Origin of the sequence: Superficieibacter sp. HKU1, assembly GCF_029319185.1 — a bacterium.
Lineage (GTDB): Bacteria > Pseudomonadota > Gammaproteobacteria > Enterobacterales > Enterobacteriaceae > Superficieibacter.
Genome location: NZ_CP119754.1, coordinates 3,767,009 through 3,789,936 on the forward strand (window position 1 = coordinate 3,767,009; position 22,928 = coordinate 3,789,936).

The window sequence follows — 22,928 nt, forward strand, 5'->3', positions numbered from 1 at the left end:
GATACCTCCATGAGTATTTTCTTAATGTAAGGTCGGTTTGCGCACTTCCGGCGCGGTCGGCTGCTGGCGTGTGAAGGTATCGTGGCACAACAGCGCAGCAACGCGGACGTATTCAATAATCTCTTCAAGCGACATTTCCAGCTCTTCCTGATCTTCTTCCAGATCGTAGCCAAGCTGAGCAATATTGCGCAGATCGTCAATCGCCTCACCGGTTTCACCAGGGACTTTATCCAGCTTCGGCTGCGTCACGCCCAGCCCCAGCAGGAAATGGTTTACCCAGCCCGACAGCGCATCAGCACGGTCGAAAACGCTGACCTCATCCCCTTCCGGAAGATAAAGCTGGAACTGAAAACCGTCGTCTTCCAGCGAATCACTGGTGGCGGAGTGCATGCTACGCAGCGCCTGCGCTAACTCATGGCCGAACGCCAGACCTTCGTTAGTAAGATCGTGCAACAGCGGCTGCCATGACGTGTCCGTGGTGCCGCCACAAAGGATCCCGCTAATCAAACCATGCATTTCTGCCGGGGTTAATCCTGCTCCCTGTTGGTTCAGTAACTGGTTCACATCGTTGTAACCAGGCATTTCATTCTTTATAGACATGCGCATTCGTCATCGTTGGGGGAAGATTCATGTTATGCTACCACTTTGGACCCTGGTGATACCAGAAAAGGGCTTGTATCTGCACGCCAGGGTAGCTATAGTGTCGCCCCTTCGCCAGCCCCGGATTCGGGTACGAAGGCCGCGCAGTCAATTCAGCAGGAAGGTGGCATGTCTGCACAACCCGTCGATATCCATATTTTTGGCCGTTCACTACGCGTGAATTGCCCGCCTGAACAAAGGGATGCCCTGAATCAGGCTGCGGACGATCTGAATCAGCGGTTGCAAGATCTGAAAGAACGCACTAGAGTCACAAATACTGAGCAGCTGGTTTTCATCGCCGCGTTGAACATCAGCTATGAGTTAACTCAGGAAAAGGCAAAAACCCGCGACTACGCTGCCAGCATGGAGCAACGTATTCGGATGCTGCAACAGACCATTGAACAGGCATTACTTGAGCAAGGTCGCATATCCGAAAGATCGGGGCCAAAGTTTGAATAACACTTTGCGATTAGCTATGGTAGAGTTATCGTGAAGACAAAATTTCTCTGAGATGTTTGCAAGCGGGCCAGTCCCCTGAGCCGATATTTCATACCAACAGAATGTGGCGCTCCACGGTTGGTGAGCATGCTCGGTTCGTCCGAGAAGCCTTAAAACTGTGACGACACATTCACCTTGAACCAAGGGTTCAAGGGTTACAGCCTGCGGCGGCATCTCGGAGATTCCCCTTCTTTTACTACCATGACTGAACTTACCGTTACGTCACTTCAGCGTCAGGAAATTCGCCGCCATATCAGGCAGCTTCGCCGTACCCTTTCTGTTGACCAACAAACGCATTTCGCCCAGCAGGCCGCCGCCCGCATGATGGCGTATCCGCCGGTGGTGATGGCGCATACCGTGGCGCTGTTTCTCTCCTTTGATGGCGAGCTTGATACTCGTCCGCTGATTGAACAACTGTGGCGCGCCGGCAAGCGGGTTTACCTTCCGGTGTTGCATCCTTTTAGCCCTGGCAACTTGCTGTTTCTGCACTACCATCCGCAAAGCGAACTGGTGGTGAATCGTCTGAAAATCCACGAGCCGAAGCTGGACGTGCGTGACGTGCTGCCCCTGACGCAGCTCGACGTGCTGGTCACGCCGCTGGTGGCGTTTGACGGTCAGGGTCAGCGGCTGGGGATGGGCGGTGGGTTTTACGATCGTACCTTACAGCACTGGCAGCAGTATCGCTTACAGCCGGTAGGCTACGCGCATGATTGTCAGCGCGTGGAGGCGCTGCCGGTGGAAGAGTGGGATATACCGCTGCCTGCGGTGGTCACTCCCTCCGTAATATGGGAGTGGTAACCCCCTCAGCAAAGAGGGGGCATATGCCTTAGTACAGTAAGCGGGCGCGAATGGTCCCCGGAATCGCCTTCATGCTTTGCAGCGCACGCTGCGCCACATCTTCTTCCGCTTCGATATCAATAACCACATAGCCCATCATCGGCGACGTTTGCAGGAACTGCGCGGCGATGTTGATGCCCTGCGCGGCGAAGATCTGGTTAATGGCGGTCAGCACGCCCGGACGGTTTTCATGAATGTGCAGCAGACGACGACCACCGTGCAGCGGCAGCGAGACTTCCGGGAAGTTGACTGCGGAAAGCGTCGAACCATTGTCGGAGTATTTGGCCAGCTTGCCCGCCACTTCAAGGCCTATGTTTTCCTGCGCTTCCTGCGTGGAGCCGCCGATGTGCGGGGTCAGGATCACGTTATCAAACTCGCACAGCGGTGAGGTGAACGGATCGCTGTTGGTCGCAGGCTCGGTCGGGAAGACGTCGATGGCCGCACCGGCCAGATGCTTACGCGACAGCGCATCGCACAGCGCGGGAATATCCACCACCGTGCCGCGCGCGGCGTTAATCAACAGTGAGCCCGGTTTCATCAGCGCCAGCTGTTCCGCGCCCATCATATTTTTAGTGGAGGCATTTTCCGGCACGTGCAGGCTGACCACATCGCTCATATTGAGCAGGTCGGAAAGATGCTGAACCTGAGTCGCATTGCCCAGCGGCAGTTTATTTTCGATATCGTAGAAGTAGACGTACATCCCCAGCGATTCCGCCAGGATGCCGAGCTGCGTGCCGATGTGGCCGTAACCAATGATGCCCAGTTTTTTGCCACGCGCCTCATAAGATCCCGCCGCCAGCTTGTTCCAGACGCCACGGTGCGCTTTGGCGTTCGCTTCCGGAATCCCCCGCAGCAGCAGCAGCAGTTCGCCGATCACCAGTTCGGCTACCGAACGGGTATTGGAGAACGGGGCGTTAAACACCGGGACGCCGCGTTTTGCCGCCGCGTTAAGATCGACCTGATTGGTGCCGATGCAGAAGCAACCTACCGCGACCAGCTTTTCAGCCGCGGCAAAGACCTCTTCCGTCAGATTAGTACGGGAACGCAGGCCGATGAAATGGGCGTCACGGATCGACTCCTTCAGCTGTTCGGTACTCAGCGCGCCTTTGTGATATTCAATGTTGGTATAACCCGCCGCACGCAGGCTATCCAGCGCTTTCTGGTGCACGCCTTCGACCAGCAGAAATTTAATTTTGTCTTTTTCCAGTGATACCTTTGCCATTTCCCGACCCTGTCTTTGTCTTAACTGATATTGAGCAAAACACAACTCCCTCTAAGCAACATATCAAAAAAAACTATCGCGGCAATATGAACGTTTGCGTCGCCTACCTGAGGGAATAGCATTCAGAGGAAAATGGCAGCATAAAATGCTGGCGGTGAGAGATTACGCGGGGAGAAACGTCAGCAGGAGCGTCAAAACGTGACACATGTCACCAAATTTGGCGATCGGAATTTTTTTAAAGGGGGGAGTGCCCTCCCCCATCAGATCATTTCACGATGGTTTTGACGCCATCGGCGGTGCCAATCAGCGCAACATCCGCGCCACGGTTGGCAAACAGCCCTACGGTGACGACGCCTGGAATGCTGTTAATGGCATTCTCGGTGGCGATCGGATCGATGATTTCCATACCGTGAACGTCAAGGATCACGTTGCCGTTGTCGGTCAGTACGCCCTGACGGTATTCCGGACGGCCGCCCAGTTTGACCAGCTCACGCGCCACCGCACTGCGCGCCATCGGGATCACTTCCACCGGCAGCGGGAATTCGCCGAGGATATCGACCTGTTTTGAGGCATCCGCGATGCAGATAAACTTATCTGCAACCGAGGCAATGATCTTTTCACGGGTCAGCGCCGCGCCGCCGCCTTTGATCATCTGCATTTGCCCGTTGATCTCATCGGCACCATCAACGTAGATGCCCAGACGATCAACTTCATTAAGATCGAACACCGTAATGCCAAGGCTTTTGAGTTTGGCGGTTGAGGCGTCGGAGCTGGACACCGCGCCCTCAATCTGTCCCTTCATGGTACCCAGCGCATCAATAAAATGGGCGGCGGTAGATCCCGTTCCAACCCCGACAATGGTGCCCGGTACGACATACTGAAGGGCGGCCCAGCCTACTGCTTTTTTCAGTTCATCCTGCGTCATAGTTTTGCCTGTGGAGTGATTATCCTGCGCGCATTATAGAACATAAGGACCAGGGATGTCCCGGCGACCCGCGTGCACATAATTTCGTCTGTATCTATGGTAAATTTATGTCATAGTGCTGTATAGAAAACCATTAGGGAGCCACACAGATTCATGAAACGTCCGGACTACAGAACGTTACAGGCGCTGGATGCGGTCATTCGTGAACGCGGATTTGAACGCGCTGCGCAAAAGCTATGTATTACCCAGTCCGCCGTCTCACAGCGTATTAAACAGCTGGAAAATATGTTTGGACAGCCGCTGCTGGTGCGTACCGTGCCACCACGGCCAACGGAACAGGGACAAAAACTGCTGGCGCTGCTGCGTCAGGTTGAAATGCTGGAAGATGAATGGCTGGGCGATGAACAGACCGGTTCAACGCCGCTGCTGCTGTCGCTGGCGGTCAACGCCGACAGTCTGGCAACCTGGCTGCTGCCCGCGCTGGCCCCCGTGCTGGTGGACTCGCCCATTCGTCTGAATTTACAGGTTGAGGACGAAACCCGGACGCAGGAACGTTTACGCCGTGGTGAAGTGGTGGGTGCGGTGAGTATCCAGCCGCAGGCGCTGCCGAGCTGTCTGGTGGATCCGCTTGGCGCGCTGGATTACCTTTTCGTCGCATCAAAAGAGTTTGCGGCACGCTACTTTCCCAACGGCGTCACCCGCTCGGCCCTGCTGAAAGCGCCTGCCGTCGCCTTCGATCATCTCGACGATATGCATCAGGCTTTTCTTCAGCAAAATTTTGACCTGCCGCCGGGCAGCGTGCCCTGCCATATCGTCAACTCATCGGAAGCCTTCGTGCAGCTGGCGCGTCAGGGCACCACCTGTTGTATGATCCCGCATCTGCAGATTGAGAAAGAACTGGAAAGCGGCGAGCTGATTGACCTGACGCCAGGCCTGTATCAGCGCCGGATGCTGTACTGGCACCGTTTTGCGCCAGAAAGCCGGATGATGCGTAAAGTGACCGATGCCCTGCTGGAGCACGGTCACCGGGTGCTGCGCCAGGTTTAAGCAAACGCCCCTCCTGCAGGAAGGAGGGGCAGATTTTGCGCTACTGTGCTTTTTGCGGCGCCTCAGGCGCTGTCGTGGCACGGGTATCTCCCTGTGCCGGTTCCAGCTCAAACACCACATCTACCTGGTCGTCAAACTGAATCGTTGCCTGCTCATAGCTCTCCTGCGCGGTTGTTGACGCCGCGTCCGCTTTCATCATCCGCACCATTGGGCTCGGCTGATAGTTGGAGACGTGATAGCGCACGCTGTACACAGGACCCAATGTTCCTTTAAAGCCAGAGGCCAGCTCCTGCGCCTGACGTACCGCGTCATCAATCGCCGCTTTACGCGCCTGATCTTTATACGCTTCAGGCTTTGCCACGCCCAGCGACACGGAACGAATTTCATTCAGTCCGGCTTTCAGCGCGCCATCCAGCAGCGCGTTAAGCTTATCCAGCTCACGCAGCGTCACCTCAACCGTTCTTACCGCCTGATACCCTTTCAGGATGCTTTTCCCGTTCTGATAATCATAATCCGGCTGGGTGCGCAAATTGGCAGAGCGAATGTCCTTTTTAGTGACGCCGTTCTGTTCGAGGAACGTAAGATACTGTGCAACACGATCGTCTGCTTGTTTCTTCGCCGACGCCGCATCTTTTGCCGCGATATTCACTTCAATCGCCAGCGTCGCGATATCCGGCACGGCATCCACGCTGGCCGTCCCTGAAGTAACAATATGCGGACCATTCGGCAACTCATTTGCCGTGGCCGTCATTGCGCCAAAACTCACCAGGGCCGCCAGGGCCATCATGTTAAACTTCACTGTCGAACCTCCATTTGCATTAAGCACTTACTAAGAGAGCACATGCCAGCAAGCTTAGCCTCTGCCCGCAGAAAGTCCATCAGACAACGCTTAGTTAAACAGCGCCTGAATATGGTTCACCCCTTCTTTCGCCAGCTGAAAAGCAATAAACCACATCACGCAGCCCACCACGATATTAATGATGCGCTGGGCTTTTGCCGTACGCAGGCGAGGCGCCAGCCATGCGGCCAGCAGGGCCAGGCCGAAAAACCACAGAAACGAGGCGCTGACCGTGCCCGCGGCAAACCAGCGCCGCGGCACGCTTTCCAGCTGTCCGCCGAGACTGCCCAGCACCACGAAGGTATCCAGATAGACGTGCGGATTCAGCCAGGTGACCGCCAGCATCGTGGCGATAATTTTCCATCGTCCCTGCTTCATGATCTCCGCGCTGACAAGCTCAAGATTACTGCTCAATGCCGTTCTCAGCGCGCCGAAACCATACCACAGCAAAAAGGCCACCCCGCCCCAGGTGACGGCGGCCAGCAGCCAGGGCGACTGCATCAGCAGCGCGCTACCGCCAAATACGCCTGCGCAGATGAGCGCCATATCGCTCATCGCACAAAGAAAGGCGATCATGATGTGATACTGCCGACGAATGCCCTGATTCATCACAAAAGCATTTTGCGGACCGAGCGGCAGGATCATCGCTGAGCCAAGAATAAGCCCCTGAAAATAATAAGATAACACGTTAACATACCCGTACTGATTGCCAATGGCGCAGACTATAGCTCACTGTTTTTATTAGCGGAAATTGATAATTTTAATCATCGATAAATTTTGTTAATAATCGCAAACGGGAGCGCTTCACTTTCAGAATTTATAAAGATGCTTTTCCATACAATCCAGGGCGGCAAGCGTACACTCTCATTATCACGCTTTCCTTCAAAGGATTTGATATGGTCCCTCCCCTTTTTCGCTCTACATTACTCGGGCTACTTTTTTTCACGCTGCCCGCCATGGCGGCTCCAAAAGTGCTGCGCTATACCGACCATGAACCCTACGGCGGCATGCGTACCCGGCTTATCAACGATGTTTTCTTTGCGGCAATAGAAAAAGAGTCGCAGGGACGTCTCAAAGTAGAAGCGCACTGGAATGGCGAAAACTCAATTAGCTATAACGCGCTGGCGACCATCAGCGACGGTAGCAAAGCCGATATGGGCATTGTGGTGCCAGAGTACACGGCCAGACAGCTGCCGCTGCATCAAATCTTCAAGAGTTTTGCTATCGGTCCGGAACATGGCGCTCAGCAGGTCGAGTTCTTCCGTCGCGTGTATCACGACGTGCCGGAATTTAACGCTGAGCTGGATCGCAACAATCTGGTCAATCTGCAATTTTTTCTCGGTTATCCGGTGGGCTTTTTTACCGCGAAGCCGCTGAAATCCCTAACTGATTTACAAGGTACGACCTGGCGGACAGCCAGCTTCTGGCATCAGGCGTATTTACATAATACCGGCGCAAAAACCGTGACATTGCCGTGGAATAACGGCATCACCACCGCGTTACAGGACGGCCGTCTGGACGGGCTGATGGTTAACCTGGACAGCGGCTACGACATCCACGCCGAACGTGCCGCACCGAATATTCTGCTCTCACCTTCCCTGTGGCTGGGCCATGTTTATCTGTTAACGATGAACAAAAAAACGTGGGAAAGCCTTGAAGCGCGCGATCGACAGGCTATTCAACGTGCGGCGGCAACAACCCAACAGGCACTGGGCGCGGCGCTGGAGAATAATCTGACGACGATGGTTACAACGCTGGAGCAGGAAGGCGCACACGTTCGCTATCTGAACAAAGAAGAGCTTAGCGCGTGGCAGAACGCCATCAATTACCCGCAGGTTCAGGCGCAGTGGGTAGAGAAGCAGAAAAGCGAAGGGGTTAATAATGCCGGAGAGGTGATGCAAAAGGTGAGCGCACTGCTTGACGAAACCCGCCGCTAAAACCGTGGTCGCCCCATCGTTTATGACAGGGGCGACCATATATATCGCTTAGTGCTTCACTAAGTCGACTTCTTTTTCCTGTTTCACCCGTTTGAGGTTCACATCCATTTGCTGATATGGGAATTCAATGCCCTGCGCATCAAACTCGCGTTTAATACGCTCCAGCACATCCCAGTATACGTTTTGCAGATCGCTGCTCTGACTCCAGATGCGGATCACAAAATTCACCTGGGACGCAGCCAGCTCGTTCATACGCACCGTCTTTTCGCGATCTTTGAGAATACGCTCATCGGACTCGATAATATTGGTCAGGATCTTTCTCACCTGGTCGATATCCGCGTCATAGGAGACACCGATGACCAGTTCGTTACGACGTACCGGTTCGCGCGAGTAGTTAATGATGTTCCCGGAAATGATTTTACCGTTCGGGATCACGACATAGCGGCCATCCGCCGAACGCAGCGTGGTGGAGAAAATTTGCACGTGCAGCACGGTCCCGGCCACGCCGCCTAAATCCACGTATTCACCGGAACGGAAGTGGCGGAAGATGACCAGCAGCACACCTGCCGCAAGGTTGGAGAGCGAGCCCTGCAAAGCCAGGCCGACGGCCAGACCGGCAGCACCCAGCACCGCGATCACCGAGGCGGTCTGCACTCCGACGCGCCCAAGGGCAGCAATGAGCGTAAAGCCGATGATGCCATAGCGTACCAGCGCGGACAGAAAGTCCGCGACGGTGGCATCGATATGACGCGAGATCATCAGGCGATCCACGGCCTTTGAAACGACGCGCGCGACAATCACCCCGACGATAATAATGGCAATAGCGGCGACAATGTTAACCACATAGCTCAGCAGCAGCGCCTGATTGTTTACCAGCCAGGAGCCAGCATTGTTAATGCTGTCCACAACGTTCAAATCTTCCATTCAGCCATCCTTATAGTTACCCAAAAAGAAAAAAGTCAGTCATCCCCAAAGGAGAAAAGTAAGTTAATAAAGGGTAAACACAAAGCGGAGAAAATGCCAAGTAGATCACAAAACCCTGCAGTTATTGTGTTGAATATGCAGCAGAAACCAGCGCGCGGGTGAGGATCGTTGATAACGGAGGTTGTCAGGGGAAACACCGGGATTGGGTTCCCGGAAGGAGGTGCAACCCGGTGGTCACCCGGCTTTCCACGGATGATTTACTATCAGCCATAAAAAAGCCCGCTTGCGCGGGCCTTTGAACAACATGAATTTACATGCGTTAATTACAGAACGTCTACCGCGTTCAGCTCTTTGAAAGCCTGTTCCAGACGGGCAATCATGGTTGACTGAGCGGCACGCAGCCACGCACGCGGATCGTAGTATTTTTTGTTCGGCTGGTCAGCGCCTTTCGGGTTACCCAGCTGGCCCTGCAGATACTCTTCGTTAGTTTTGTAGTAGTTCAGAACACCTTCCCAGGTCGCCCATTGGGTATCGGTATCGATGTTCATTTTCACTACGCCGTAGCTGACGGAGTCTTTGATTTCCTGAGCAGTAGAACCAGAACCGCCGTGGAAGACGAAGTTCAGGCTGTTGTGCGGCAGGTTGTGTTTCTTGGAAACATATTCCTGAGAGTCGCGCAGGATAGTCGGGGTCAGCTTAACGTTACCCGGCTTGTACACGCCGTGTACGTTACCGAAGGACGCCGCAATGGTGAAACGCGGGCTGATTTTGCTCAGCTCGGTGTACGCATAATCAACGTCTTCCGGCTGGGTGTACAGTGCAGAAGCGTCCATGTGGCTGTTGTCCACGCCATCTTCTTCACCGCCGGTGCAGCCCAGTTCCAGCTCCAGCGTCATGTCGATTTTAGCCATGCGGGTCAGGTATTTGGAGCACAGCTCGATGTTTTCTTCCAGAGACTCTTCAGACAGGTCGATCATGTGGGAAGAGAACAGCGGTTTGCCGGTAGCAGCGAAGTGTTTTTCACCTGCGTCCAGCAGACCGTCGATCCACGGCAGCAGTTTCTTCGCGCAGTGGTCGGTGTGCAGAATAACCGGCACGCCATAATGTTCAGCCATCTGATGCACGTGATGCGCGCCAGAGATTGCGCCCAGAATTGCAGCACCCTGCGGAACATCGGTTTTCACGCCTTTACCCGCGATAAACTGGGCACCACCGTTAGAGAACTGAACGATAACCGGTGCTTTAACTTTAGCAGCGGCTTCCAGAACGGCGTTGATAGAGTCTGTACCAACACAGTTAACGGCCGGCAGAGCAAAGTTGTTTTCTTTTGCTACCTGGAAGACTTTCTGTACGTCATCACCAGTAATTACGCCTGGTTTTACGAAATCAAAAATTTTAGACATGTTACGTAGTCCTGTATCGTCGGGCCTGAGAAAAATATCTGCCGTGCTGAGTGTCAGTACGGCCAGAAAACAGCGGGCAGGAAACCCTGCCCGTAGTAACGATTACTTCTTCGCACGCTCTTCGAGCATGGCTACTGCTGGCAATACTTTGCCTTCCACGAATTCGAGGAATGCGCCGCCGCCAGTAGAGATATAGGAGATTTTGTCAGCAATACCGAACAGATCGATAGCTGCCAGAGTGTCGCCGCCGCCTGCGATAGAGAACGCTTCGCTGTCAGCAATCGCGTTAGCGATAACTTCAGTGCCTTTACGGAAGTTAGCGAACTCGAATACGCCAACCGGACCATTCCACAGGATGGTTTTGGCGTTTTTCAGAATTTCAGCCAGTTTCTCAGCGGAAGCATCGCCCAGGTCGAGGATCTGCTCGTCATCTTTGATGTCGTTAACAGATTTCAGGGTTGCAGTAGCCGTTTCAGAGAACTCGGTCGCTACGCGAACGTCCGTCGGAACCGGAATATCGCAGGTGGTCAGCAGACGTTTGGCTTCATCAACCAGGTCTGCTTCATACAGGGATTTACCCACGTTATGACCCTGAGCGGCAACGAAGGTGTTAGCGATACCGCCACCCACAATCAGCTGGTCAGCGATTTTAGACAGGGAATCCAGAACGGTCAGTTTGGTAGAAACTTTAGAACCACCAACGATAGCCACCATCGGGCGAGCCGGTTCTTTCAGTGCTTTACCCAGCGCTTCCAGTTCGTCAGCCAGCAGCGGACCTGCACAGGCTACATCAGCAAATTTGCCGATACCGTGAGTGGAAGCCTGCGCACGGTGCGCCGTACCGAAAGCATCCATAACGAACACGTCACACAGCGCTGCGTATTTTTTGGACAGTGCTTCGTCGTCTTTTTTCTCGCCTTTATTAAAGCGAACGTTTTCCAGAACGACCAGCTCACCTTCAGCCACTTCAACGCCGTCAAGGTAGTCTTTTACCAGACGAACCGGGCTGGAGAGTTTGTCTTTCAGATAGTTTACTACCGGCAGCAGAGAGAATTCTTCATTGTACTCGCCTTCGGTAGGACGACCCAGGTGAGAAGTAACCATCACTTTAGCACCCTGTTTCAGGGCCAGTTCGATGGTCGGCAGGGAAGCACGGATACGCGCATCGCTGGTTACTTTCCCTTCTTTAACTGGTACGTTCAGATCCGCACGGATAAAAACACGTTTACCAGCAAGATCCAGATCGGTCATCTTAATTACAGACATGGTGAATCCTCTCGTTGATTCTTAAAGTTTTGCAGGCGCAACAAGCGCCCTACCTGAAACCAATAGCTGCCATCGCTAACGTCGTATCGAGCATTCGGTTAGCAAAGCCCCATTCATTATCGCACCAGACGAGTGTCTTAATCAGGTGCGCCCCACTTACCCGCGTTTGCGTGCCGTCGACAATGGCACTGTGCGGATCGTGGTTAAAATCAGTTGAGACCAACGGTAATTCCGTATAGTCAACTATACCATGAAATGCTCCCTGCGCTGCTTTTTGCAGCAACAGGTTGACTTCACACGCTTTTACCGGCTGCTTCACGGTAACGCTAAGGTCGATAGCCGTCACGTTAATCGTTGGTACGCGAACGGCAATCGCTTCAAAGCAGTCATCAAACTGCGGCAGGATACGGGCAATACCTGCCGCCAGTTTTGTATCAACCGGAATAATAGACTGGCTGGCCGCACGCGTGCGCCTGAGGTCAGGATGGTACGCGTCAATCACCTGTTGATCGTGCATCGCAGAGTGAATGGTCGTGACCGTGCCCGACTCAATGGCAAAGGCATCATCCAGCAGTTTAATAACGGGAATTATACAGTTTGTGGTACAGGAAGCGTTGGAAACAATGCGGTGCCCGGCTTGCAGAGCGTCATGATTGACGCCGTAGACCACGGTCGCATCAAGATCGTTACTGCCGGGGTGAGAAAAGAGGACCTTCTTCGCGCCAGCGGCCAGATGGGCCTCACCGTGCTGGCGGTTGCCGTAAACGCCGGTACAGTCCAGGACGATATCCACGCCCAGTTCACGCCACGGCAGCGCGTCAATAGTACGTTCATGGAGCAGGCGAATAGCATCATCACCGACGAAAAGTTGCTCACGCTCCTGGCGAACCTCCCAGGCAAAGCGTCCGTGGCTGGTATCGTATTTCAATAAATGCGCGATGCCTGCGGCATCCGCCAGTTCATTGATTGCCACCACGGTGATTTCCGCCCGGCGTCCGGATTCATATAACGCACGAACCACGTTACGCCCGATGCGACCGAAGCCATTAATCGCTACGCGTACGGTCATAGATCTCCTGCAAAACACCCTGATCCCGTGAAGCTGACAGAGTAATGCAGCTACACATTAAGGGAAACCTTGCCTGTCACAAACTGCGACTGATTGGTTAATTGTCGAACGTTTAATCGACTGAAACGGTTCAGCTAGGATAAGGGAATTGTGGAATAAAAGGAATCCATGCCGCCCGGGTTAGCACATTTATCTGATCTACGTCACATTTCGCCGCACGTTGCGGGAGCATTTATTCCGTGACCGGAATCAAGCTCCGCTGGCCCTGCCTTCCCGGCAAGCTGTCGTTGACGTTGCCCATCGCCAGTAATGGCGCTTCCAGCGATGCAGGGCCACAAAATCCGGGCAACAGGGTATACGGGTTAACAGTGATAGCCACCTTCCGGCGTCATCTCCAGCGTAAGATCGGCGGGCAGGCTATCGGCCAGCACGCGATCCACGTTAGGGCCATCGGTGCGCAGATAAAATGCCTGTGCCTCTTGTGCCGACAAGCCACCGGCGATTTTGCGGTTAATAAGCCGCTGCCGGAGCACGTCCGGCGGTGCCTTGATAAAAATCGAAAAATCACAGAATTCATGCAACGCCCGCCAGCGATCGTCGTTCAGCAGCAGCCAGTTGCCTTCGACAATAACAAGCGGCGCAGTAACCTGAATCGCCGCTTCCTCGGGATCGTGTTTCTGACGGTCGTATTGCGGCCAGCGTCCCTCACCTTCGCGGATCTGCCGCAGATTCTGCGCCAGCTTTTCCACATCGAAGGTTTCCGGCGCGCCTTTGAACGGCCGCAAGCCCGTTTCATCCAGCCAGCGATTGTAGTGATGAAAGCCATCCATCGGCAGCGTCTGAAGTGCCGGGAGCGTCGGGTCCTGGCGGGAGAGCGTTTCCCAGAAGGTCGTTAAGGTGGATTTTCCCGTCCCCGGCGGGGCGCTGAGAAAAATAATCGTGCGGGGATAAGGCGAGGTGGAGCGTATCTTTTCCAGGCGGTGCAACAGCGGTTTATGGACGGTCTCAATTTCACTTTCTGCGTAATCAACTTCTGTCCGTAGCCCGTTAACCATCAGGGATATTTTCACGGCGTTAATTCCTTTACTATCGTCGTTACCGCCAGCACCAGCGCCGTTTTGAGCATCGCGACGTATCGCGTTTCTGAATAGACGGCGAAATCGGCAAATTTCATCGCTTTCAGTGCGTTATATAACGTCGCATTGTCGGTAATACTGTTTATGTTGCTGATAAAATCCCAGGTTATCTCATCCGCATAACCCGGCACCTGCGCCTGTGTTGACAGATAATGGCCGAACTGTGAGAAATGGGTAATATCGGCATACAGCCATTTATCCATTTTTCCGAGAGCGAATATCAGGCGTAGCGCAACATCAATATCATCAAGCGGTCCACTCTGCGCCAGCAATGGTTTTACGGCATATTCGACGATTTCTTCATCATTGTTAACGAATAACGACGGCAGAAACTGCCTGATGGCCCGCAGCAAAATGTCGTTCGCAGTTTCCATAAAAGAGCATAAATCGTCCTGATCGTTTAGCTGCTCAAGCACATCATCTTCTGTCAGCGTCGTCATTCGTCTCTCGATAGATCACCTGGAGTGTAGGGAGTCTATTATATTACACGTTCGGTCAGCGCCATTAATAAGCAATGTTTGCGTATGCACCTTGCCGCTGTACTGGTGAATGCCTTTAAGCAGATCGCCATCCGTTACGCCCGTGGCGCAGAAGAGGATATTGTCACTTTTTACCAGTGCATCAAGCGTGTAGATCTGATTCACCTCAACGCCCATCATGGTGCAGCGGCGGCGTTCGTCTTCGGCAATCTGACAATGTTCCTGCGTCTCCCCTTTTGCCTGGCTGAAATCAATTAATTCAGCCTGCATATCCCCGTCAAGCGCTTTAACGGCGCAGGCGGAGATAACCCCTTCCGGCGCACCGCCGATGGTGTACATCACGTCAAAAGGATTCTCATGCTGGCAGGTCAGCACGCTGGCTGCGACGTCACCATCGGCCAGGGCAAAAACCTTCACGCCCAACCGGGTTGCCGCCTGAATGGCCGGTTGAAGCCGTGGCTTATCCAGCGTTACCATCCGCAACGCCTCAAGCGGTTTGCCCAGGGCGAGAGCGACATTACGCAGGTTTTCTTCAAGCGATAACGCCAGGTTAATCGCGCCATGCGCTCGCTGGTTTACCACCAGCTTTTTCATGTACATATCCGGGGCGTGTAGCAAACTGCCCTGCGGCGCAAAGGCCATCACCGCCAGCGCATTACTTTGCCCCATCGCCACCATGCGCGTGCCTTCAATAGGATCGACGGCGATATCCACCGCAGGACCACAACCGGTGCCGACTTCTTCGCCAATATAGAGCATCGGTGCGCGGTCGATTTCTCCCTCACCGATGACAATACGCCCCTGCATGGCGATGTCATTCAGCGCCCGGCGCATCGCCGTCACCGCCAGACCATCAATTTTGTTCTTGTCGCCACATCCGGTTTGCGGCCAGGCGGCAAGCGCCGCCTGTTCCGTAATGCGAAAGAGCGGCCACGCCAGTGACATCATTCCGCCGCCTCCCCGATATCCACGCCAAACTGCGCCAGCAAATATTTCTCTGCCTTCTCGTTCCAGATGCCGTGGGTCTCTTCCACGAGTTCGGCCAGCGCTTTAAATAGCGGGTCGGTTTTACCTTTTTCGGCGAAATCGGCAATTGCCGTCAGCGGCATGGTGACGCCGTTATAGATAAGCTTTTTGCCGCCCGGAATATCCGGCAGATTAAGCACCGTCTCCGGCACCGCATCCAGCCCGCCGATATGGGTGACCATAAAGGAGGGCTGAAGCTGGCCGGACGCGCTCAGGGCAATCGCCTCTTGCATGTCATCCGTGGAGCCGCCGGAGGTGCCAACCACGTGGGTACTGTTGTAATGCACATTGTAAAAGTTAAATGGCACTTTGAAGTTTTTGTCCGTTGGCCCGGCAAAGAAGTTCAGGCAGCCATCTTCCGCCAGCAGTTCGTCGGCCAGTTCCACGACCGCAGGCACGGCGGCATAAACAAAGATATCGTCAAAGCCCGCATCGTCGGTCAGCGCACGCAGCGCCTGTACCGGGTCGCTGATGCCCGTGGTATTCACATAAATCAGCTCAATACCTTTGCTGGCGGCCAGCTCAACCGGCAGCAGTTTTTGCACCTGCGCCAGCCGTTTTTCGTCGATATCGACCACCACGACTTTTGCCGGATTGACGCCGCCGTTAATCGCATAATCAATCGCGCCAATGCCCATCGGCCCGGCGCAGGCCAGCAGCGCAATATTGCCTCCCGGCTTCACGCCCATCCGGTGCTCATAAACATATTGCGTGGTGTGATAGTTGGCGTGATAGGCGCCAATAATGCAGCACAGCGGTTCCGCCAGCGAGGCGGCGGCAAAATAAGATCCGTGATACGGCAATACACAGCCGAGATTAATCGCGATTTCAGGGATAATCATATACGTGGCGTTACCGCCAAAATATTCATAGCTGTAACCCGCGGAATAACCACTCGGCAAGCCCATCGCCGGTTGCAGAACAAAGCGCTGGCCCTTTTTATATTTGCCGGTCAAATTTTTACCGACGTCGACAATAATGCCTGCGCATTCATGGCCGGTGATCGCCGGATGGTTTTCCAGGTCGTCCGGCACACGTTTATGATCGCTGCCGAGTAATGCGGCTTTCCAGGTGGATAAACAGACGCTGTCGGAAATCACGCTGACCAGCAGTTCATTATCGGTAATTTCAGGCAAGTCGAATTCGCGGATGCGGACATCCCGCTTGCCATAAATAGCAGCAACTTTCGTTTTCATTTTTACCTCTGCGATCGGTTTTTATGTTCAGCGGTTAACTGATTAAATAACGTGTCGAGTTGTGGGTCGCCGATATAGTTATTGATCAACACCAGCGGCTTATTCGTAACGCGTTTCACTCGCCCTTCCAGACTGGAATGGGTCACCACAATATCAGCCGCGTCCGGCGTGTTTTCGATGGCAAAGTGTTTGACCTCAATACTTAATCCGGCTTTCTCAAGACGTTTACGGAACGTGGTCGCCCCCATGGCACTCGATCCCATTCCGGCGTCGCAGACAAAGGCGATAAACTTCACGCGGCTCAGAGAAAATGCGCCTTCCTGTTTCATCGCTTTCACCGCGCTGGCCGACCGGGCAAACTCATCTTCAGACTCCGTTTCCGCCGTTTTTTCCATCTTCAGGATTAACGAGGTGATGACGAAGGAAACGAGAGCGCCTGCCGTGACCCCGGCAATGGTGGCGAGGAAAGATCCTTTCGGCGTCAGCGCGAGATACGCGAAGATAGAGCCTGGGCTTGGACCCGCCACCAGGCCGCCATCCAGCAAATTAAAGATCCACGTACCGGACATCCCGCCCGCAATCATCGCAATAATGGTCAGCGGCTTCATCAGTACATACGGGAAATAAAGTTCATGGATCCCGCCGAGGAAGTGGATAATCATCGCCCCAGGCGCGGAACGTTTACTCATTCCTTTGCCGAAGAAGGTGAACGCCAGCAGTAAACCCAGACCGGGACCGGGGTTAGAGGCCACCATAAAGAAGATGGATTTACCCTCTACTGACGCCTGCTGCATTCCCAGCGGATAGTAGACCCCCTGGTCGATAGCGTTGTTCAGAAAGAGGATCTTCGCCGGTTCATTGATAACCGACAGCAGCGGCAAATAGCCCGCGTGCACCAGCGCCTCAATACACTCTTTAACAACGTTATTGGCAACGATGACCGCCGGGCCGATGATTTCAAAACCCAGCAGGCACAGCGCCATACCGGCGATACCCAGCGAGAAGTTGTTAATCACCATTTCGAAGCCAGCGGGGATGCGTTTCTCCAGCGCCTTATCGATATATTTGATGACCAGACCGCCCAGCGGCCCCATGATCATTGAGCCGAGGAACATCGGAATTTCAGCCCCCACGATAACGCCGATGGTGCCGATACCGCCCATCACCGCCCCGCGCTTACCGCCGATCAGACTGCCGCCGGTAGAGCCGATCATAACCGGCAGCAAATAGGTAATCATCGGGCCGACAATTTTGGCAAAATGCTCATCAGGCATCCAGCCGGTCGGAATAAATAATGCAGTGATAAAACCCCAGGCAATAAAGGCCCCGATATTCGGTATGACCATTGCGGTCAAAAAGCCCCCAAAAGCCTGAACCTTTGCACGAGCAGACTTATTTTCCATGATAATATCCTGTAAAGGAGAATAGAATTAGGCGAGAGCGATAATATCCCTGAGTTGCGTCGCATTATTAGCGTTTAACATTAACTCCAGGGTTTCATCCTCACACAGTAATTCACTGAGTGCCTGAATAGCACCGATATGCGAATCAGCTTGCGCAGCAGCCAGACCAATCAGCAATTTAACGGGCTCATTATTGTCGTCAAAATGCACTGGCTGCTTAAGTAAGATTAATGACAGTCCTGTTTTAGAAGCACCACATTCAGGTCTGGCATGTGGCATTGCCACGCCCGGAGCCAGAATATAATAAGGCCCATTACTGAGCGTTGAATCTTTTATCGCCTGAATATATTCAGGATTAATATATTGATGTCTGAGTAATGCATCCATTGAAAAATCGATGGCTTGCTGCCAGTCTTTTGCTGCCTCTTTTACGTCAATAGCCCCATCGGGGAAATAATCCCTTAGCCGCATAATGCGCCCCTTATTTTATTATCGGATACCGTTCTACGGTGAAAATAAAATACTCGTTGGACTCAACGAAATCAATGAGGCCGCTCGGGCGGAGATCTTGGAAACCCTGGTTTTTAAAATAAACAAATTCAAATAGATAAAAAATAGCAACTGAATAAATGTGATTTCACCTGCAAATAAAGGACAAAGATAAAAATAATATTTGCAATGTAGATCACGTTTACAGGCTTGCCCTGTCTTATTTTAGTGATCTCACGCATAAAAAAACGGGCCGCTTTCGCGACCCGCTTCTGGTGTAAACGTGATTACAGCAGCGCTTTTGCCTGCGCCAGCACGTTATCCACGGTGAAGCCAAACTCTTCGAACAGCAGTTCAGCCGGGGCAGATTCACCGAAGGTGGTCATGCCGACGATAGCACCGTTCAGGCCCACGTATTTGAACCAGTAGTCGGCAATACCCGCTTCGATAGCCACGCGAGCAGAGACCGCTTTCGGCAGTACGGATTCACGGTAAGCCGCATCCTGCTTGTCAAATGCGTCGGTGGACGGCATGGACACCACGCGCGCCTTCACGCCTTCGGCAGTCAGTTTTTCCCAGGCGGCAACCGCCAGCTCAACTTCAGAGCCGGTGGCGATGAAGATCAGCTGTGGCTGGCCGTCGCAGTCTTTCAGCACGTAACCACCGCGCGCGATATTCGCCAGCTGTTCTTCAGTACGCTCCTGCTGCGCCAGGTTCTGACGGGAGAGGATCAGCGCGGTCGGGCCGTCCTGACGCTCCACGCCATATTTCCACGCCACGGCAGATTCTACCTGGTCACACGGACGCCATGTGGACATGTTCGGCGTCACGCGAAGGCTTGCCACCTGCTCTACCGGCTGGTGAGTCGGGCCGTCTTCGCCCAGACCGATGGAGTCGTGGGTGTAGACCATTACCTGACGCTGTTTCATCAGGGCTGCCATACGCACTGCGTTACGCGCATATTCCACGAACATCAGGAAGGTGGAGGTATACGGCAGGAAGCCGCCGTGCAGGGAGATACCGTTAGCGATAGCGGTCATACCGAATTCGCGCACGCCGTAGTGGATGTAGTTACCGGCGGTATCTTCGTTAATGGCTTTAGAACCGGACCAGATAGTCAGGTTAGACGGTGCCAGGTCAGCGGAGCCGCCGAGGAATTCCGGCAGTAACGGACCGAAGGCTTCAATCGCGTTCTGGGATGCTTTACGGCTGGCAATTTTGGACGGATTCGCCTGCAGCTTAGCGATAAATTCACTGGCTTTGGCATCGAAATCAGCCGGCATCTCACCTTTCATACGACGGGTGAACTCAGCGGCTTCCTGCGGGAAGGCTTTGGCGTAGGCGGCGAATTTCTCATTCCATGCAGACTCTTTGGCCTGGCCCATTTCTTTGGCATCCCACTGCGCGTAGATGTCAGACGGAATTTCAAACGGCGCGTGTTTCCAGCCCAGCTGCTCGCGGGTCAGTGCAATTTCAGCATCGCCCAGCGGCGCACCGTGAGAGTCGTGGGTGCCCGCTTTGTTAGGGGAACCGAAACCAATGATGGTTTTGCACAGCAGCAGCGACGGCTTGTCGGTCACCGCACGTGCTTCTTCAACCGCACGCTTAATGGATTCAGCATCGTGACCGTCAACGCCGCGTACTACGTGCCAGCCATAGGCTTCAAAACGCTTCGCGGTGTCGTCGGTAAACCAGCCTTCAATGTGGCCGTCGATGGAAATACCGTTGTCGTCATAGAAAGCAACCAGTTTGCCCAGCTTCAGAGTACCGGCCAGCGAGCAGACTTCGTGGGAGATACCTTCCATCATGCAGCCGTCGCCCATAAAGGCGTAGGTGAAGTGGTCAACGATGTCGTGGCCCGGACGGTTAAACTGCGCCGCCAGGGTTTTCTCAGCAATCGCCATACCCACGGCGTTAGCAATACCCTGGCCCAGCGGACCGGTAGTGGTTTCGACACCTGCGGTGTAGCCCACTTCCGGGTGACCCGGGGTTTTAGAGTGCAGCTGGCGGAAATTTTTCAGTTCATCAATCGGCAGGTCATAACCGGTGAGGTGCAGCAGGCTGTAAATCAGCATGGAGCCGTGGCCGTTGGACAGCACGAAGCGGTCACGATCGGCCCAGGAAGGGTTCTGCGGGTTATGGTTCAGGAAATCGCGCCACAGGACTTCGGCAATGTCTGCCATGCCCATAGGGGCGCCCGGATGGCCGGATTTGGCTTTCTGTACAGCATCCATGCTCAGCGCACGAATAGCATTGGCAAGCTCTTTACGTGAGGACATTTTGACTCCAGATCGGATAAATGAAGGCTATGCCCGCAACGACTTGACGACAGCGCGTTTTGGGCTACGCCGGAAAAAAGTGCCAACAATGTAACCCAAGCGACAAGCCATGTACATGGAGCATCCTTTTATGAATTCAGAAATCTCCGGATCGTGCTCGCAGGTTGCGCAATCTCCTCGCTCGGGTGTTGTTCTTTTCTTTATACTTATGCCGGGTACTGGTTCATTTGAAACCAGAATATTATCAAAATAAATATTTCACTCATGCGGAAGAGAATAAATGAAAATTCGTTCAGCCTTGCTTGCCTTTGGGATCGCCACTGCTCTGACCGGCTGTCAGAATATGGACTCTAACGGTTTTTTAAGTTCCGGCGCGGAGGCGTTTCAGGCATATACCCTCAGCGATGCTCAGGTGAAGGAGCTTAGCGACGAAGCCTGTAAAGAGATGGACGGTAAAGCGTCAATTGCGCCCTCCGGCAGCGACTACAGTAAACGTCTGGCAACCATCGCCAATGCGCTGGGTGACAACATCAACGGTCAGCCGGTGAATTATAAGGTTTACCAGACTAAAGATGTGAACGCTTTTGCAATGGCTAACGGTTGTATCCGCGTGTATAGCGGTCTTATGGATATGATGAATGACAACGAGGTAGAAGCGGTCATTGGTCATGAAATGGGGCACGTTGCCCTGGGTCACGTGAAAAAAGGGATGCAGGTTGCCCTTGGCACCAATGCCGTACGTGGCGCGGCAACCTCTGCGGGCGGCGTAGTGGGTAGCCTGTCACAGTCTCAGTTGGGTGATTTGGGTGAAAAACTGGTGAACTCGCAGTTCTCCCAGCGCCAGGAATCGGAGGCGGATGACTACTCTTACGATCTGCTGCGCAAACGTGGCATCAGCCCGGCGGGGCTGGCCACCAGCTTTGAGAAACTGGCGAAACTGGAAGCAGGCCGTCAAAGCTCGATGTTTGACGACCACCCGGCCTCCGAAGCGCGCGCCCAGCATATTCGCGAGCGCATGGCAGCGGACGGGATTAAGTAAAGCTGAGCCGGCGTTTGTTGAGTCTGGCGCAATAATGCCGGGTGGCGGCTTCGCCTTTCCCGGCTATCAAAACCCTATATATCAGACAGTTACATCCATCGACAGCCCACCCCCGTAGGCCCGCGTAAGCGAAGCGCTACCGGGCAAAACACCCACCGTCTGAGCGTCCTACCACCGTGCCGGGTAAATAATGTCACCCGGCACAACGCGTTTACTCGCCCTTCTTCGCCGCCTGAATGTACAGCATTTCCAGCGCCAGGGTCGCCGCAGCCAGCGCGGTGATTTCGGACTGATCGTAGGCCGGAGCCACTTCCACCAGATCCATCCCCACGATGTTCAGATCTTTCAGACCACGTACCAGTTTGATCGCGCGATCGGTAGTCAGGCCGCCAATCACCGGCGTACCGGTACCCGGTGCAAACGCCGGATCCAGACAGTCGATATCAAAGGTCAGATAAACCGGCATATCGCCAACAATCTGTTTCACCTGCGCAATGATGTCGTCCACCGTGCGATCGTTCACCTGGCAGGCGTCCAGTACGGTAAAGCCGTTGTCTTTGTCGAACTCGGTGCGGATACCAATCTGCACGGAATGGTTCGGGTCAATCAGCCCTTCTTTCGGCGCGGTATAGAACATGGTGCCGTGGTCGAATTCGCAGCCGTTAGAATAGGTGTCGGTATGGGCATCAAAATGCACCAGCGCCATTTTACCAAAGTGCTTCGCGTGGGCACGCAGCAGCGGCAGAGTGACAAAGTGATCGCCGCCAAAGGAGAGCATACGTTTACCCGCCGCCAGCAGTTGCTCCGCATGAGCCTGCAATTTTTCGCTCATTTCGCGCGCGTCGCCGAAGGCATACACCAGATCGCCGCAGTCAACCACGTTCAGGCGCTCACGCATGTCGAAGTTCCACGGGAAACGGCAGTGTTCCCACGCCAGATTGGTGGAAACCTGACGGATCGCGCCCGGCCCATGACGGCTCCCTGCACGGCCTGACGTTGCCATATCAAACGGAACGCCGGTAATCACCCAGTCGGCGTCGCTGTCATACGGCTGGAAATTCAGCGGCAGACGCAGGAAACCGAAGGCGTTAGACACCAGGGAATTATCGTATTGATGACCTAAAGTGCTCATGTTCTGACCTCATGCAGAGTCGATACATTAAAAAATATGAAAAAAAATCCCTTCCGCGTCGTTAAACCCGACGAGAAAGGGATTGATTCGTATGGTGCTTGTTGAGGCGAATTATCGCCGTTAATTCAACCGGGTTCAAGTGAG

General features: G+C 53.9%; 23 protein-coding genes and 1 other RNA gene. 6 read left to right on the plus strand and 18 right to left on the minus strand.

Annotated features, from left to right (window positions below):
• Positions 1 to 21: 21 nt before the first annotated feature.
• Positions 22 to 600 (minus strand): YecA family protein, encoded by a 579-nt coding sequence (locus P0H77_RS17835; protein WP_276158620.1) that lies wholly within the window; start codon positions 598 to 600, stop codon positions 22 to 24.
• A 168-nt stretch (positions 601 to 768) separates the two neighbouring features.
• Between P0H77_RS17835 and zapA the strand changes: the two genes are divergently transcribed.
• From zapA to P0H77_RS17850, 3 genes are all read left to right on the plus strand, one after another.
• Positions 769 to 1,098: a cell division protein ZapA gene (gene zapA / locus P0H77_RS17840; protein ID WP_049838699.1), complete on the plus strand. Its 330-nt coding sequence runs from the start codon at positions 769 to 771 to the stop codon at positions 1,096 to 1,098.
• A gap of 41 nt (positions 1,099 to 1,139) precedes the next feature.
• Positions 1,140 to 1,323, plus strand: a non-coding RNA gene (gene ssrS, locus P0H77_RS17845) — 6S RNA.
• A gap of 15 nt (positions 1,324 to 1,338) precedes the next feature.
• Entirely contained in the window at positions 1,339 to 1,935 is a 597-nt protein-coding gene (locus tag P0H77_RS17850; RefSeq protein WP_276158621.1) for a 5-formyltetrahydrofolate cyclo-ligase, read from the plus strand.
• 28 nt (positions 1,936 to 1,963) lie between these two features.
• On the opposite strand, the gene serA is transcribed toward P0H77_RS17850, so the two are convergent.
• Both serA and rpiA read right to left on the minus strand, forming a co-directional pair.
• Positions 1,964 to 3,196 carry a phosphoglycerate dehydrogenase gene (gene serA, locus P0H77_RS17855; protein ID WP_276158622.1) on the minus strand — a complete coding sequence of 411 codons (1,233 nt, stop codon included), beginning with the start codon at positions 3,194 to 3,196 and terminating at the stop codon, positions 1,964 to 1,966.
• Between the two features lie 265 nt (positions 3,197 to 3,461).
• Positions 3,462 to 4,121: a ribose-5-phosphate isomerase RpiA gene (rpiA, locus tag P0H77_RS17860; RefSeq protein WP_176920986.1), complete on the minus strand. Its 660-nt coding sequence runs from the start codon at positions 4,119 to 4,121 to the stop codon at positions 3,462 to 3,464.
• 153 nt (positions 4,122 to 4,274) lie between these two features.
• On the opposite strand from rpiA, the gene argP reads away from it, so the two are divergent.
• Positions 4,275 to 5,168, plus strand: coding sequence for a DNA-binding transcriptional regulator ArgP (argP, locus tag P0H77_RS17865; protein ID WP_276158623.1), 894 nt, complete (start codon positions 4,275 to 4,277; stop codon positions 5,166 to 5,168).
• 40 nt (positions 5,169 to 5,208) lie between these two features.
• Here argP and P0H77_RS17870 read toward each other — a convergent pair whose 3' ends face one another.
• A complete protein-coding gene (locus P0H77_RS17870; protein WP_276158624.1) occupies positions 5,209 to 5,967 on the minus strand; it encodes an oxidative stress defense protein in 759 nt (252 codons plus the stop codon).
• A 90-nt stretch (positions 5,968 to 6,057) separates the two neighbouring features.
• Positions 6,058 to 6,693, minus strand: coding sequence for an arginine exporter ArgO (argO, locus tag P0H77_RS17875; protein ID WP_276158625.1), 636 nt, complete (start codon positions 6,691 to 6,693; stop codon positions 6,058 to 6,060).
• Positions 6,694 to 6,902: 209 nt separating this feature from the next.
• Here argO and dctP point away from each other — a divergent pair, with 209 nt between their 5' ends.
• Complete coding sequence (gene dctP, locus P0H77_RS17880) at positions 6,903 to 7,943, plus strand: TRAP transporter substrate-binding protein DctP (RefSeq protein ID WP_276158626.1); 1,041 nt, start codon at positions 6,903 to 6,905, stop codon at positions 7,941 to 7,943.
• Between the two features lie 48 nt (positions 7,944 to 7,991).
• Here the strand turns inward: dctP and mscS are convergent, their stop codons facing one another.
• The 12 genes from mscS to tkt all read right to left on the minus strand — a co-directional run bounded on the left by mscS (position 7,992) and on the right by tkt (position 20,613).
• Entirely contained in the window at positions 7,992 to 8,867 is an 876-nt protein-coding gene (mscS, locus tag P0H77_RS17885; RefSeq protein WP_276158627.1) for a small-conductance mechanosensitive channel MscS, read from the minus strand.
• Positions 8,868 to 9,190: 323 nt separating this feature from the next.
• Complete coding sequence (gene fbaA / locus P0H77_RS17890) at positions 9,191 to 10,270, minus strand: class II fructose-bisphosphate aldolase (RefSeq protein WP_194208317.1); 1,080 nt, start codon at positions 10,268 to 10,270, stop codon at positions 9,191 to 9,193.
• A 102-nt stretch (positions 10,271 to 10,372) separates the two neighbouring features.
• Positions 10,373 to 11,536, minus strand: a complete 1,164-nt coding sequence (pgk, locus tag P0H77_RS17895; RefSeq protein ID WP_276158628.1) for a phosphoglycerate kinase — start codon at positions 11,534 to 11,536, stop codon at positions 10,373 to 10,375.
• Positions 11,537 to 11,585: 49 nt separating this feature from the next.
• Positions 11,586 to 12,605: an erythrose-4-phosphate dehydrogenase gene (gene epd, locus P0H77_RS17900; protein WP_276158629.1), complete on the minus strand. Its 1,020-nt coding sequence runs from the start codon at positions 12,603 to 12,605 to the stop codon at positions 11,586 to 11,588.
• Positions 12,606 to 12,837: 232 nt separating this feature from the next.
• Positions 12,838 to 12,984: a hypothetical protein gene (locus P0H77_RS17905; RefSeq protein ID WP_276158630.1), complete on the minus strand. Its 147-nt coding sequence runs from the start codon at positions 12,982 to 12,984 to the stop codon at positions 12,838 to 12,840.
• Positions 12,968 to 13,675, minus strand: a complete 708-nt coding sequence (locus P0H77_RS17910; protein ID WP_276158631.1) for a nucleoside/nucleotide kinase family protein — start codon at positions 13,673 to 13,675, stop codon at positions 12,968 to 12,970. The genes P0H77_RS17905 and P0H77_RS17910 overlap by 17 nt, the downstream gene beginning before the upstream one ends.
• Positions 13,672 to 14,181, minus strand: a complete 510-nt coding sequence (locus tag P0H77_RS17915; protein WP_276158632.1) for an MltR family transcriptional regulator — start codon at positions 14,179 to 14,181, stop codon at positions 13,672 to 13,674. Before P0H77_RS17915 ends, P0H77_RS17910 begins: the two co-directional genes overlap by 4 nt.
• Before the next feature lie 15 nt (positions 14,182 to 14,196).
• On the minus strand, positions 14,197 to 15,168 hold the full coding sequence (glpX, locus tag P0H77_RS17920; protein WP_276158633.1) for a class II fructose-bisphosphatase: 972 nt from the start codon (positions 15,166 to 15,168) through the stop codon (positions 14,197 to 14,199).
• The gene (locus tag P0H77_RS17925) at positions 15,165 to 16,442 is read right to left on the minus strand and encodes a zinc-binding dehydrogenase (protein WP_276158634.1); all 1,278 of its coding nucleotides are present in this window, start codon (positions 16,440 to 16,442) and stop codon (positions 15,165 to 15,167) included. The genes glpX and P0H77_RS17925 overlap by 4 nt, the downstream gene beginning before the upstream one ends.
• A 2-nt stretch (positions 16,443 to 16,444) precedes the next feature.
• Positions 16,445 to 17,845: a PTS mannitol transporter subunit IICB gene (locus P0H77_RS17930; protein WP_276158635.1), complete on the minus strand. Its 1,401-nt coding sequence runs from the start codon at positions 17,843 to 17,845 to the stop codon at positions 16,445 to 16,447.
• 27 nt (positions 17,846 to 17,872) lie between these two features.
• Positions 17,873 to 18,316, minus strand: a complete 444-nt coding sequence (gene cmtB / locus P0H77_RS17935; RefSeq protein ID WP_276158636.1) for a PTS mannitol transporter subunit IIA — start codon at positions 18,314 to 18,316, stop codon at positions 17,873 to 17,875.
• Between the two features lie 305 nt (positions 18,317 to 18,621).
• Positions 18,622 to 20,613, minus strand: coding sequence for a transketolase (gene tkt / locus P0H77_RS17940; RefSeq protein WP_276158637.1), 1,992 nt, complete (start codon positions 20,611 to 20,613; stop codon positions 18,622 to 18,624).
• 280 nt (positions 20,614 to 20,893) lie between these two features.
• Here tkt and P0H77_RS17945 point away from each other — a divergent pair, with 280 nt between their 5' ends.
• Positions 20,894 to 21,652 (plus strand): M48 family metallopeptidase, encoded by a 759-nt coding sequence (locus P0H77_RS17945; RefSeq protein WP_276158638.1) that lies wholly within the window; start codon positions 20,894 to 20,896, stop codon positions 21,650 to 21,652.
• Between the two features lie 211 nt (positions 21,653 to 21,863).
• On the opposite strand, the gene speB is transcribed toward P0H77_RS17945, so the two are convergent.
• Positions 21,864 to 22,784, minus strand: a complete 921-nt coding sequence (speB, locus tag P0H77_RS17950; RefSeq protein WP_176917322.1) for an agmatinase — start codon at positions 22,782 to 22,784, stop codon at positions 21,864 to 21,866.
• Positions 22,785 to 22,928: the final 144 nt, after the last annotated feature.